10 protein-coding genes and 1 pseudogene are annotated in these 11,477 nt (G+C 72.9%); 2 read left to right on the top strand and 9 right to left on the bottom strand.

The window, feature by feature from the left end:
- Positions 1-2: 2 nt before the first annotated feature.
- From E1258_RS02165 to E1258_RS35635, 7 genes are all read right to left on the bottom strand, one after another.
- On the bottom strand, positions 3-1,295 hold the full coding sequence (locus E1258_RS02165; RefSeq protein ID WP_132396303.1) for a lysine N(6)-hydroxylase/L-ornithine N(5)-oxygenase family protein: 1,293 nt from the start codon (positions 1,293-1,295) through the stop codon (positions 3-5).
- Positions 1,292-2,809, bottom strand: coding sequence for a pyridoxal-dependent decarboxylase (locus E1258_RS02160; protein WP_165949605.1), 1,518 nt, complete (start codon positions 2,807-2,809; stop codon positions 1,292-1,294). Before E1258_RS02160 ends, E1258_RS02165 begins: the two co-directional genes overlap by 4 nt.
- The gene (locus tag E1258_RS02155) at positions 2,806-4,182 is read right to left on the bottom strand and encodes a diaminobutyrate--2-oxoglutarate transaminase family protein (RefSeq protein ID WP_132396301.1); all 1,377 of its coding nucleotides are present in this window, start codon (positions 4,180-4,182) and stop codon (positions 2,806-2,808) included. The genes E1258_RS02160 and E1258_RS02155 overlap by 4 nt, the downstream gene beginning before the upstream one ends.
- A 154-nt stretch (positions 4,183-4,336) precedes the next feature.
- Complete coding sequence (locus E1258_RS02150) at positions 4,337-4,852, bottom strand: NUDIX domain-containing protein (RefSeq protein ID WP_132396299.1); 516 nt, start codon at positions 4,850-4,852, stop codon at positions 4,337-4,339.
- A 246-nt stretch (positions 4,853-5,098) separates the two neighbouring features.
- A complete protein-coding gene (locus tag E1258_RS02145; RefSeq protein ID WP_132396297.1) occupies positions 5,099-5,746 on the bottom strand; it encodes an SRPBCC family protein in 648 nt (215 codons plus the stop codon).
- Positions 5,743-6,111: a helix-turn-helix transcriptional regulator gene (locus E1258_RS02140; RefSeq protein ID WP_132396295.1), complete on the bottom strand. Its 369-nt coding sequence runs from the start codon at positions 6,109-6,111 to the stop codon at positions 5,743-5,745. The genes E1258_RS02145 and E1258_RS02140 overlap by 4 nt, the downstream gene beginning before the upstream one ends.
- Before the next feature lie 113 nt (positions 6,112-6,224).
- Complete coding sequence (locus tag E1258_RS35635; protein ID WP_371688552.1) at positions 6,225-7,562, bottom strand: MarR family transcriptional regulator; 1,338 nt, start codon at positions 7,560-7,562, stop codon at positions 6,225-6,227.
- A gap of 100 nt (positions 7,563-7,662) precedes the next feature.
- Here E1258_RS35635 and E1258_RS02125 point away from each other — a divergent pair.
- Positions 7,663-7,923 (top strand): annotated as a pseudogene (locus tag E1258_RS02125) (ABC transporter ATP-binding protein); the annotation flags it as partial.
- A 196-nt stretch (positions 7,924-8,119) separates the two neighbouring features.
- Positions 8,120-10,825 carry a hypothetical protein gene (locus E1258_RS02120; RefSeq protein ID WP_132396291.1) on the top strand — a complete coding sequence of 902 codons (2,706 nt, stop codon included), beginning with the start codon at positions 8,120-8,122 and terminating at the stop codon, positions 10,823-10,825.
- 86 nt (positions 10,826-10,911) lie between these two features.
- Here the strand turns inward: E1258_RS02120 and E1258_RS02115 are convergent, their stop codons facing one another.
- Complete coding sequence (locus tag E1258_RS02115; RefSeq protein WP_243715121.1) at positions 10,912-11,184, bottom strand: hypothetical protein; 273 nt, start codon at positions 11,182-11,184, stop codon at positions 10,912-10,914.
- A 2-nt stretch (positions 11,185-11,186) separates the two neighbouring features.
- Complete coding sequence (locus tag E1258_RS02110) at positions 11,187-11,471, bottom strand: DivIVA domain-containing protein (protein WP_132396355.1); 285 nt, start codon at positions 11,469-11,471, stop codon at positions 11,187-11,189.
- Positions 11,472-11,477 lie beyond the last annotated feature (6 nt).

The raw sequence follows: 11,477 nt of genomic DNA, 5'->3' as shown, positions 1-11,477 counted from the left end.
GCTCACGCCTCGATCCCGAAACTGGTGTACGCCGTGCGCTCCGGCAGCCGGTACGCCTTGCCCCCGGTCAGCGCGTTCAGGATCGTGGCGCTGCGCCACGCCCCCAGGCCCAGATCCGGGGCGCCGACGCCGTGGGTGTGCGCCTCGGCGTTCTGCACGAACAGCGAGCCGGTGACGGCGGGACCGAGCGCGACGCGGTAGTCGCTGTCCACCCGGTACCGTCCGCGCTCGTCGAGGTCGAGCAGGTCGGCGAGCGGGTCAAGCAGCGCCGGGCGCCGCGCCGCGTACCCGGTCGCGAGCACGACACGGTCGGTACGGACCTCGAACGTCCGGTCCTGCTGGGTCTGACGACAGGTCAGTGCGTACCCACCGGCGTCGACGCCCGCGCCTTCGACGGCGACGTTGGCCATCAACGTCGCCGGCACGGTGCGACCGCCGATGCTGCGCTCGTAGAGCACATCATGGATCTCGGCGATGGTCTCGGCGCTGATCGCCTTGTACAGCTGCCACTGCGCGGGCAGCAGCCGGTCGCGGACCGGCTGGGACAACTGCCGGAAGTAGCGGGTGTAGTCCGGGGTGAAGTGTTCGAGGCCGAGCTTGGAGTACTCCATCGGGGCGAACGCCGGCGACCGGGTCAGCCACCGCACGTGCCAGCCGGTGTCGTCCGTGCGGCGCAGCAGGTCGAGGAAGACCTCGGCCCCCGACTGCCCGGACCCGATCACCGTCACGTCCCGCGCGCCGGCCAGCGCCGGCGCGTGCTCCAGGTACCGCCCGGCATGGAACACGTGCGCGCCGAGCAACGGCTCCACCGACGGCGGTACGACCGGCTCGGTGCCGACGCCGAGCACCACGTTGCGGGCCGCCACCACGCGCGGCGCTCCGGTCGCGACGTCGCACAGCTCCACCAGGAACCGGCCGGCGTCCCACCGCACCGCCTGCACCCGGGTGCCGAACCGGCACGACGGCAACGACTCGGCCACCCACCGGCAGTAGTCGTCATACTCGCGGCGGGGGATCTGGAAGCGCTCGGCGAAGTAGAACGGGAACAGCCGATCGTGCTTGCGCAGATAGGCCAGGAACGACCAGCGGCTCGTCGGGTCCACCAGCGACACGAGGTCGGCCAGGAACGGCACCTGCAGGCGGGCACCTTCGAGCAGCAGACCGGGATGCCAGCTGAACGCCTCTCGCCCGTCGACGAAGAGGGCGCGCACGTCATCCAGGGGTTCCGCGAGGGCGGCGAGGCCCAGGTTGAACGGTCCCAGGCCGACACCGACCAGGTCGTACTCGTCGATCATGCGGTTGTCTCCGTGACGGCGTCACCGGCGGCGCGGACGAGGTCCAACAGCGCGTCGACGTCCGCAGTGGTGGCGTGGGGGTTGAGCAGGGTCAGCTTGAGCCAGACGGCCCCGTCGATCTCGGTGCGACCGATGACGGCGGCGCCGCCGCGCAGCAGCCGGCGGCGCAGTTCCGCGTTCACCTTGTCGACCCGTGCCGCGTCGGTGCGGTACCGGAAGACGACCGTGGTGAGCACCGGCGGCACGGCGAGTTCGAGCCGGTCGTCGGCGTCGACCCGGGCGGCGGCGTGCCCTGCCAGGTCGTGGCAGGCGTCGACGAGCCGGCCGATGCCATGGCGACCGAGTGCCCGGAATGTCACGGCCACCTTCAACGCGTCGACCCGCCGCGTGGTGCGCAGCGAATGCCCGAGCAGGCTCGGATAGCCGGCCGCCTCGTCGTCGGCCGGGTTGAGGTACGCCACGCGGCGCGCCAGCGGGCGCAGCGCCTGCGCGGCGCCAGCCAGGAAGACCCCGGCGGCGACCGGCTGCCAGCCGAGCTTGTGCAGGTCCAGCGCGACTGAGTCGGCGCGGGAGAGGCCGTCGAGCAGACCGGCGAGCCGGTCGGAGAAGAGCGCACCGCCGCCGAATGCCGCGTCCACGTGCGACCACGCGCCGTACCGGTGCGCCACCGCCGCCACGTCGCGCAGCGGATCGATGCTGCCGAAGTCCGTGGTGCCGGCCGTGGCGACGACCGCCGCCGGGACCAGGCCGTCACGCACGGTCGCGGCGAGCTGATCGGCGAGGGCGCCGGGGTCCATCCGGTACGCCGCGTCGGCGGCGACCGCGACGACCGAATCCTCGCCCAGCCCGAGCAGGGCGGCGTTGCGGCGCACCGAGAAGTGCGCCACTTCGCTGCAGAAGATCCGCAGTCGGCGACCCGCGGCGCCCACGCCGTGCGCGGCGGCCGACCGCCCGGTCAGCTTCTCCACTGCGGCGTCACGCGCGAGCAGCAGGCCCATCAGGTTGGATTCGGTGCCACCGGAGGTCAGCACACCGGCTGCGTCGGCCGGGTAGCCGACGAGACCCGCGAGGGACCGGATCACCCACGGCTCCAGGGCGGTGGCCGAAGGCCCCTGGTCCCACGAGTCGAGCGACGGATTGAGGGCTCCGGCGACCACCTCGGCGGCCACCGCCACCGCCAGCGGCGGGCAGTGCAGGTGCCCGGCGCACCGCGGGTCGGCCGGATCGGCGGTACCGGCGGTCAGCACACCGGCCACGGCAGTGATCGCCTCCGCCGCGCCCACCCCGTACTCGGGCAGCGGGTCGCCGTCGAGTGCGGCGGCGACGGCAGCGGCGACACCGGCGGCCCCGCCGGCCGGCAGCGGGCCGCCGCGTCGCTCGGCGCCAGCCGCCATGGCGCGCAGCGCCACGGCGAGCAGCGGCGCGAGGGCGGCCGGTCCACCAGCTCCACCTGCCAGGCTGTCGGCACCCACGCCGACAGTGTCACGGGCGTCGGCGGCCAGGACGGAGTTCATGCCGGCACTCCGGCGTAGTCACGCTCGGCCGCCACGATCGCCTCGGCGAGCCGCTCCACGACCGTGGTCGCCTCGTCGTCGGTGATGGTCAACGGCGGGAGCAGCCGCACCACGGCGTCGTTGCGTCCACCCAGCTCCACGAGGAGATCCCGCCGCAGGCACTGACTGCGGATCTCGCGCGCGATGTCCGGGGCGGCAGGTCGGGCGCCGCGGGCGTCGGATTCGGCGTCCGGTCGGACGATCTCGACACCGATCATGAGGCCGCGTCCGCGAACCTGCCCGATGCAGGGCTGCCGGGTCTGCACGGTCCGCAACTCACGCATGATGCGATCGCCGACCTCGGCTGCGCGCTGCACAAGACCCGCCTCGGCGACGTACCGCAGCGTCGCCGTGCCGGCGGCCATCGCCAGTTGGTTGCCGCGGAACGTTCCGGTGTGCGCCCCGGGCGCCCAGCTGTCCAACTCCTCGCGGTAGACGATGACCGCCAGCGGCAGACTGCCGCCGATGGCCTTGGACAGCACCATCACGTCCGGGATCACGTCACTGTGCTCAACGGCCCAGAATGCGCCGGTACGGCCGACGCCCGTCTGGACCTCGTCGATGATCAGCGGAATGCCGTGGGTGGCGGTGAGTTGCCGCATCCGCCGCAGCCAGCTGTCGGGCGCCGGAATGGTCCCACCTTCGCCCTGCACCGGTTCGACGATCATGGCAGCGGGAGGGAGCATCCCGGAGTGCGAGTCGGTCAGCAACGTCTCCAAATACCGCACACCGATGTCGGTGCCCATGTCGCCGCCGATCCCGAAAGGACACCGGTAGTCGTACGGATACGGCAGGCGGGTGACGTCGAGGCCGGTTGTCCCGAGCGGAGCCTTGACCTCCACGTTGGCGCTGACGGCGAGAGCGCCGGCGGTCATCCCGTGGTAGGCGCCGGTGAACGTGAGGACGTTGCGCCGCCCGGTGACGGTCCTGGTCAACTTGAGCGCCGCCTCGACGGCGTCAGTGCCGGCGGGCCCGCAGAAGTGCACACGCCAGCCACTCGGCCCGCCCGGCATCGTCTCCAGCAACACACTGGTGAACTCGTCCTTTTCGGACGTGCCCAGGTCGAGTACGTGCAGCGGGGCCCCGGAGTCCAGCACCCGACGGATGGCCTCGACGACCACGGGATGGTTGTGGCCGAGCGCCAGGGTGCCGGCGCCGGACAGGCAGTCGAGGTAGTGCCGCCCGTCCGCACCCTCGATCGTCATCCCACGCGCCCGGACCGGCACGATGGGGAACGACCGGGCATAGGTGCGTGCGGCGGACTCACGACGCCGCTGCCGCTCCAGAACGGCAACAGGGGACGGGTCGTCAGACCATGCAGAGGCGAGAGCCATAAGACCTCCTAGGTTAGGCTCACCTAACCATAGGGGTCAACGGCTGCGCTATCTGCCCCCGGCCCCCACGCCGGTGCAGCTGTCCCGGGCAGTCCCACAGGTGGTCGTCGCTGCCGCTACAGCCACAGGTACGAGCCAGCGCACCTGGAGGCGGTCAGGCCGCCCGGTGGGCGGCCAGGAAGTCGGCCAGCACCCGGGTGTGGGTGGAGAAGGCCAGCTCAACGGGCTCGGTGAGCACCAGCCACTCGGTCGCCTCCTCAGTGGGCGCCGACGGCGGCAGCTCGCCGACCGCTCGCTCGGGCAGCGTCCCGAACACCATCATGGTGCCGCCGGCCGGCGCCCCGTGCACCGCCAACAACTCCGCGTCCTCGGCGGACGCCACCAGCCCCGTCTCCTCCCACAGCTCCCGGACCAGGGCCTCCTGCCACGCCTCGCCGTACTCGATGAAGCCGCCGGGCAGGGCGAGCAGCCCGCGCGCGGGCTCGATGTCCCGGCGGACCACGACCACGCCGAGGCCGACGTCGGTGCGCACCGGCAACACCGCGACAGCGACCGGCGTCGGGTTGCGCCACACGGTCTGGCCGCAGGCCACGCACACCCGGGGCCAGCCGGCTTCCGGCGGGTAGCCCGTGCCGCAGTAGGAACAGTGGGAGTATGATGCGCCGGTCACGCGGGGCACGTTACCGCGTCGGCCACGCGCCGCCGGCAGGGGTGGCCGGCACGAGCCGGCGCTCGCCGCCCGGGCGCGGTCGACCGCCGTGCCCGCGCCTCCCCGCCCGCGCCGCCTGCCGCCTGCGCCGCCCGGAACCGCCCCGATCGTGGACAGTTGTTGTTCGCCGGCCAACAGTGCCCAGACGACGACAGTTGTCCACATCGGCCGGTGGTTGATGGCGCTCCGGGTGGTCGCCCTCGGCACTTAGCCGGCCGGGGCCCCCGTGTACGCGTCCGTGGTTCGCTGCGCCGCCGCGGCCGCCTGGGCCGGATCGGTGCCGGCCGCCGCGCTCGCCTCGCCCCAGAGCGTGCTGACCGTCGCCAGGAACTCCCGGCCCTCGGCCGACGCCGCCCACTCGGCGCCCTGCGCGGCGGGGTCGTCGTCGCCGCCGTCCCCGGCGCGCAGGTAGGTGGCCAGCCCGACCAGCCCCATGTCCCAGCCGACCCCGACCGCGCCGGGCCCGAACTGGTCCCAGATCGCGTCGTCGACGTGCGCGACGTGCTCCAGCGTGAACCGGGTCCGGTCGCCGGGCTCCGGGGACAGGCGCACCTCGATCCAGCTCACCTGGTCACCCATCTCCCAGGTGGCGGCGAAGCTCTCCGGCGGGTCGCAGCGTTGCACCTCGCCGCCCGCGTTGCCCTCGAACTGGTACCGGCCGTGCAGGCGCAGTTCGCCGCTTATGGGCAGGAACCAGCGCGGGATGCGCTCGATGTTGGTGCAGGCGTCCCAGACGTCCTCGACCGGTGCGTCGTACGTCTGGCTGATGGTCATCACCCGGGCCTGCCCGGCGGGCAGCACGCGGCTGCCCACCCGGCGCTCCACGCCGCTGACCTGGTGCGTGGCGTCGATCATTCTGGTCTCCTCTTCTCGGGTTCCTCGGCCTCCGTGGCCAGCCGGCGTTCCCGGCGGCCCCGCGCGAGCTCGGTGGCCAGGGCGTGCAGGGGCGGGGTCCAGAACCGGCGGAAGTGGCCGAGCCAGTCGTCGACCTCGCGCAGTGGCTCGGGGTTCACCGCGTACAGCCGGCGGGCCCCCTGCGGGCGCACCGTGGCGAAACCGCTGTCGCGCAGCACCCTCAGGTGTTGGGACACGGCCGGCTGGGAGATGCCGAACTCCGTTCGGATCACCTCGCAGACGGACCCGGCGCTCCGCTCACCCTCGGCGAGCAGTTCGAGGATCCGCCTGCGCACGGGCTCGCCCAGCACGTCGAAGGCATGCACCCCGTATTTATATCAGACCAGCCTTATATAAGGTACTGCCGTTATCCGGTCGGGTGGTGCGTCGAAATCCCCGGTGGGGCGGCGTGCTCGGTGATGGCCCGTTGCTGCCGGGCTCAACCCGTGAGCCAGTCCGGCACCTGCAACAGCAGGCCGGCGGCAAGGAGGGCTGCACCGCCGATGGCGACGCCGCGGGTGATCTTCCGAATGTCCCTCGCGTGGTGCAGCGCACTGGTGCGCAGCTTGTCGAGCGGCGGGCCGGCCACGCCGCAGATGCCCCAGGCCGTGGTCAGCGCCACCCCGTCCGCGCCGCGGCAGGGCCGGCCGAGCACGGTGATTGCCTGGTCCGCCGAGATCCGGTACTCACTGATCTCGCAGACGTCCTTGCGGTGGCCGGGTACCAGGAAGCCGTACCGTTTCAACCGGTCCCGGACGTCGGGCTGCGGGCCGGCATCGAGGGCGGTGATCTCCACCAGCGCGACCGGGAGATCGTGATAGAGGTCGTCCTCGAACAGGTACCTGTCGGCAAGCCTGGGGGCCACCTCGACCGCGCCGGTGGAATCGGCCACGGTGAACGGCTCCGATGAGCGGTAGACGCTGCGTTGCCGGAAGCTCGATGCGGGACCGCCGCTCGTCAACACGACCCGGTACCAGACACACTCCTCGCCGGAGATCGGGGCCCGCAGCGGCCCAGCGGAAGCCGGCCCCGTCCGGCCCACGACGATCGCGCGTCGCGGCGGGTCCGCAGCCTGGGCCAGCTCGGCGCAGACAAGCACGGGAGTCGTGGACAGGGCGCGGCCCAAGCCGTCGCGGTGTCGGGTGATCAGGAAGGTGATCGCACCCAACGCCAGAGCCAGCAGGCCGAGCCGGGCGGCAACTGAACCGACACCCGAGACTATGTCCACCTCCGACATGGTAGGAGCCAGGGCAAGCGGGGCGGCCACCGCGCTGCGGGCGACGCGGGGCCTCCAGCGGTGGCCGCTGACCTGTAGCGGAGCCGCCGGCCTGGGTGTGGGGCGGTGGTCAGTCGCGCAGGGTGCGCAGGATGCGGGCCAGGTGGGCCCGATCGGTCGGGTGGAGCCCGCCGAAGAGGCGTTCGGCCTCGGCGTGCCGGGCGGTGCGGATCGCCGCGCCGACACGTACCCCCTCGTCGTTGGGGTGACCAGGGTGGCCCGCCGGTCGGCCGGGTCGGGGCGGCGGGCGACCAGGCCGCGCTCCTGGAGGCCGTCGACCACCTCGGTGGCGGAACGCGGCGCGATGCGCAGGTGCTCGGCCAGCGTGCTGAGCCGCATGGCGCCGTGTCGGGTGAGTATGCCCAGCGCGCGGGCGTGCCCGGGGTTGATCTCCCACGGTGCGAGGGTCTGCCGGGACAGGTGCCGCAGCCACCGGGCGACGGCCCAGAAGCTCTCGGCCAGGCCCTCCTCGTCGGGGCTCGCCGGAGTGTCAGGGCTCACCGGAATGTCGGCACTCACCGGCCTTGGACACACCCCCCACCCACCGCGAGCGTTGCTGGCCCGGCTGGTCCTCGGCATGGTCGCCGTCGCCGTCGTGACCGCCCGCACCCTGCTGCGCGACCCCCGGGTGCTGGTCCTCGACGAGGCCACCAGCGCGCCGGACACCGAGACGGAGCGCGCGGTGCAGCGGGCGTTCGACGAGCTGGCCCGGGGACGCACCACGATCACCATCGCCCACCGGCTCTCCACCGTGCGCGACGCCGACCAGATCGCTGTGCTCGACCACGGCCGGATCGTCGAGTCCGGCACGCACGCCAGCCTGCTCGACCGCGCCGGCCGGTACGCCACCCTCGCCGCCTGACAGCCCGCCCGATTCCATCTGACAGCCCGCCTGATTCATTTCGGCCACGGCCCGGCGGTTCTGGCAGGCATGTCGATCCGCGCCTACCATCGAGCGACCGGTTGTTCTTTGCGCGGCACAACGGGGTGTTTCTCTCGCTGAGACGGCGGGTCCGACGAATTCGCGGACCGTTCGGCGGTTCTGGGAATGGGGGCACATGGCCGGCGAGAGGTTTCCCGAGCAGGACCGGCGGGCGTACGCCGAGTTCCACCGGCTGGTGGAGCTGGTCGAGTCCATGGTGCTGCGACCCAGGCGCGGCGGCTGGCGGCTGCCGCTGCTGTGCCTGGTCTCCCGGCCCCAGACGGCGTCGCCGCTGGCCATGATGGCGCACGTGTTCGCCGGCGAGGAGCGCCGGGTGCCGCACGTGCGCATCGACGCCACCGGCCGGGACGTGCGCGCGCTGCTGCACGAGGCGTACACGGGGCTGGCGGCCGGGAACTTCGGGGGCGCGGACCGGCTGGGGTTCCGCCACTACGCGCTGGCCGACGGGCTCATGCAGGTGGACCTGTCCGGCGTGCCGACCAACCGGCGACGCCGGGAGCTGGCCCAGCAACTGCGCGAGCGGATCTCGCAGCGGGCGGCCTGGGACGGGCAGCAGGCGCCACCGGACCTCGGCGGGTGGCCCGGCCTGCTGCTGTGGCTGACCCTGCGGGTCCTGCCCGGTCTGATGTTCCGGCTGCTGACCACCGGCTGGCTGTTCGGCGCGGGCCGCCGGTTCCGCTGGTTCATGCGTCAGCAGTATCTTGCGCCCGAACTCGCGGCGGGCGACTTCTTCGCCTTCGCCAGCCGGCTCACCGTCCCGTCCCGGGAGACGGAGGACCAGGAGCAGATCGACCTGCTGTTGGTGCACGCGTTCCTGCAGGACCTGCGCGTGGAGTACCGCCGCCGGCCGTGGCGGCTCAAGCCGTGGCGGCGCACCGCCTGCCCGGTGATCCTGCTGGACGGCCTCGCGGCGGGCAACGGCGGGTACGCCCTGGTCAAGCTCATCAACGCGGTCCGCGACGAGACGGGGCGCTCCGACCCCCTGCTGGTCATCACGAACGGCCACGACGTGCCGCCGGACGGGCTGTCGCCGACCGACCCGGCCGTCGCCGGCCAGCTCGTGCCGCTCGACGGGGTGGAGGGGGCGTACCGGGCGTGGCGCAGCGGCCTGCCCCGGGCGCGGCGGGCCCGGGAGGACAATGCCTGGTACCTCCAGGTGGAGATGCCCCCGGCAGACCTGACGCCCTTCCGCAACCGGCTGACCCGGATCGTGCCGCCGCGCTCGCCGTGGCTGGCCCGGCCGGTCGCGCTGGCCGCGCTGACCGCCGTGGTGCTGACCACCTTCGGCGTGTGGCAGATCCCCGGGCAGGTGCAGCGGTGGCGGGCGGACTGCGAGTGGCCGCCGTCGGCCGCGGACGGGCTGGTACGCACGACGGTGCGCGACGGCCAGTGCGTCGGCTACAGCGACCACGGGCGGCAAGTGTTCAGCCGGGACGAGTCGCTGCTCGCCGTGCAGCGGCAGATCTTCGACCAGAACCGGGAGGTGGAGGCGGCGTGGGCCGTCCGCCGGGACCGCCCCCGGGTCACGCTTGTCTACTTCGGTTCGCTGACCAAGCCCGACGCGCTGCCGGGGGAGGAGACCTTCGCCGGTGAGCGGGAGGAGTTGCAGGGCATGGCGGCGGCCCAGCGCCGGGCGTACCTGGAGGCCAACGAGAGCCGGGCCAATCCGTACCTGCGGATCGTGATCGCGAACGCGGGCCAGGAGATGCGGTACTCCGCCGACGTGGTGGGGATGCTGGCCGACCTGGCCCGCGACGATCCGACGGTGCTCGGCGTGGTCGGGCTGGTGGAGAGCCGTAAGGCGGTGCAGGACGCGATCAAGGCGCTGGGCGACCTCAACCTGCCCGTCCTCGCGCCGACGCTGTCGGCCGACCGGATCGCCGACGCCTCCAGCCGGTACCTGCAGATCTCCGCGCCCAACCTCGACGAGGCCACCCTCGTGCACGACCACGTCACCGAGGTACTGAAGAAGAAGAGGATCTTCAACTTCTACACCTACGGCAACGTCGACCCGGACGAGGGCGCGCGCAACGACCTCTACGTCAACACGCTGCGCGACGGGCTGCGGGTCCGGTTCGGCAACGACGCCTACCAGGAGACGTACTGGCGGCAGGGGGTCGACCTCACGCCGGTCTGCGCCGACCGCTTCGGCGACGGCGTGGTCTTCTTCGGCGGGCGGTACACGGAGTTCGGCGCGTTCGCCAGCAGGCTGGCGGAGAACTGCAGCGGCCGGGTGCCGCTGCTGATCGGCGACGACTCGGTCAACCGGTACCTGGCGAACACCGCCGCCCGCCGGCCCGCGCCGGAAAGCCTGCCCCTGGCGTACGTGGTCAAGGGCGAACTGGCGTACTGCAACCGGATCATCGGCGCGACCGACATCGAGCGCAAGCTCTTCCTCAACGACGTGCGGACGGTGCTGTCGCTGTGCCAGTCCAACTCGCACATCGGGGAACGGGTCGGGCTGGCCTACGACGCGACCCGGCTGCACCTGCGGGCGGTGCAGAACATCGCCGGCAACCTCTCCGCCCCCGCCGGCCGGGAGTGGAACCCCCGGGAGATCACCCCGACGACGGTGTACGTCAACATCCGCGACGTCGCCGACCCCGCGTACCGGGGGGTGACCGGGCTGATCCGGTTCGACGCCAACGGCATCGCGGTCGGCAAGCGGCTCACGCTGCTCTGCGTGCCGAACATCCGCAAGGCGTTCGACTCGCCGTCGGACGTGCCGAGGGAAATCGACCGGCACCCGATCGACCCGGCGGAGAACGAGCTGTACGGCACCCCGCCGCCCACCCGCCGGGCGTGCACCACCCAGGGCTGAGCGTGGCCCCGCCGGGCTCGCGGGGAGGAGGGCGATTGGGGGCCGCAGCGCCGTCGCAGTCACCCGACCGCCAGCGCGCCCGGTGGTCAGCCCGCCCGCGCGGCGCGTCGTGCCGTCCGGGGGAGCTGCTGCGGTGGCGGCGGCACGGCGGGGCGGAGCCCGGCGAGCTGGACGTAGCTCTCGCGCTTGGCGGTGGCCAGGTTGCGCCGGTCGAGCACGTAGCCGCTCAGCCAGATCCAGCCGTGGTACGTCGGCAGGTCGGGCACCGACGCCACGCGGAAGGTGAGAGTCCGGTCCCCGGCGAACTGCACCGAGGCCCGGCCGTCGACGATCAGCAGGTCACCGGGGGCCGGGCGCACCGCTACCAGCGACCCTGGTTGGGCGGAGTCTGTTCCGGCGGGACGCATTCCCGCGCGTGTATGACCTGCCAGTCGCGCAGCGCCCGCTTCAGCCGGTCGTTCTCCTGCACCAGCAGCCGCACCTCCTCGTGCAACCGGGCCAGCTCGTCGGCCAGCCGGGACTGGAACTCGCGTACCTGATCGGCGTCGACGCCCCGCCGACGCGGGTCGAACGCCCAGGTGCGCACCTCGTGCGGGGTCAGCCGGTCGGGGCGGCCCGTTCCGTAGAGCTGGCCACCTCGATACACGTGGGC

Origin of the sequence: Micromonospora sp. KC207, assembly GCF_004348615.1 — a bacterium.
Taxonomy (GTDB): Bacteria; Actinomycetota; Actinomycetes; order Mycobacteriales; family Micromonosporaceae; genus Micromonospora.
The sequence above is the reverse complement of the archived record's forward strand: the minus strand, read 5'-3'. Positions and strand labels throughout refer to the sequence as shown.

Bases quoted from the DNA above. Each gene is read 5' to 3' on its own strand.
- E1258_RS02165 (WP_132396303.1), bottom strand. From the start codon at position 1,295: ATGATCGACGAGTACGACCTGGTCGGTGTCGGCCTGGGACCGTTCAAC.
- E1258_RS02160 (WP_165949605.1), bottom strand. From the start codon at position 2,809: ATGAACTCCGTCCTGGCCGCCGACGCCCGTGACACTGTCGGCGTGGGT.
- E1258_RS02155 (WP_132396301.1), bottom strand. From the start codon at position 4,182: ATGGCTCTCGCCTCTGCATGGTCTGACGACCCGTCCCCTGTTGCCGTT.
- E1258_RS02145 (WP_132396297.1), bottom strand. From the start codon at position 5,746: ATGATCGACGCCACGCACCAGGTCAGCGGCGTGGAGCGCCGGGTGGGC.
- E1258_RS02120 (WP_132396291.1), top strand. From the start codon at position 8,120: ATGGCCGGCGAGAGGTTTCCCGAGCAGGACCGGCGGGCGTACGCCGAG.